The 294-nt window shown below is 58.2% G+C and carries 1 protein-coding gene and 1 rRNA gene; both read right to left on the reverse strand.

Translation table 11 applies throughout. The annotated features are described in order from the left end of the window. The coding region (locus tag PZC42_RS22835; protein WP_368860284.1) for an immunoglobulin domain-containing protein at positions 1-106 on the reverse strand (106 nt) is incomplete at its 3' end. Positions 107-136: 30 nt separating this feature from the next. Beyond that, positions 137-294, reverse strand: a 23S ribosomal RNA gene (locus PZC42_RS20775); the annotation flags it as partial.

A 294-nucleotide genomic window follows, 5' to 3' on the forward strand; every position in this document is an offset into this window, starting at 1 on the left:
CCTGTTTCTGCAGCGTGCGCTGGCTGAAGCGCATGGGCAGCGCCTCGTGCACCGCCATGCAGGCGAACACCGTCCCGCCGTTCCACTTGGCGGTCTCCACGCTCATCTTACTGTACACGAAGAAGGTGTCGCCGGCCCCAGAGTACCTTTTATCCGTTGAGCGATGGCCTTTCCATTCAGAACCACCGGATCACTATGACCTGCTTTCGCACCTGCTCGAGTTGTTGCTCTCGCAGTCAAGCCTGCTTATGCCATTGCACTGACCTTACGATGTCCGACCGTAATCAGCAGACC

Source organism: Isoptericola croceus (assembly GCF_029382255.1).
In the GTDB taxonomy this organism is placed as follows: Bacteria; Actinomycetota; Actinomycetes; order Actinomycetales; family Cellulomonadaceae; genus Isoptericola; species Isoptericola croceus.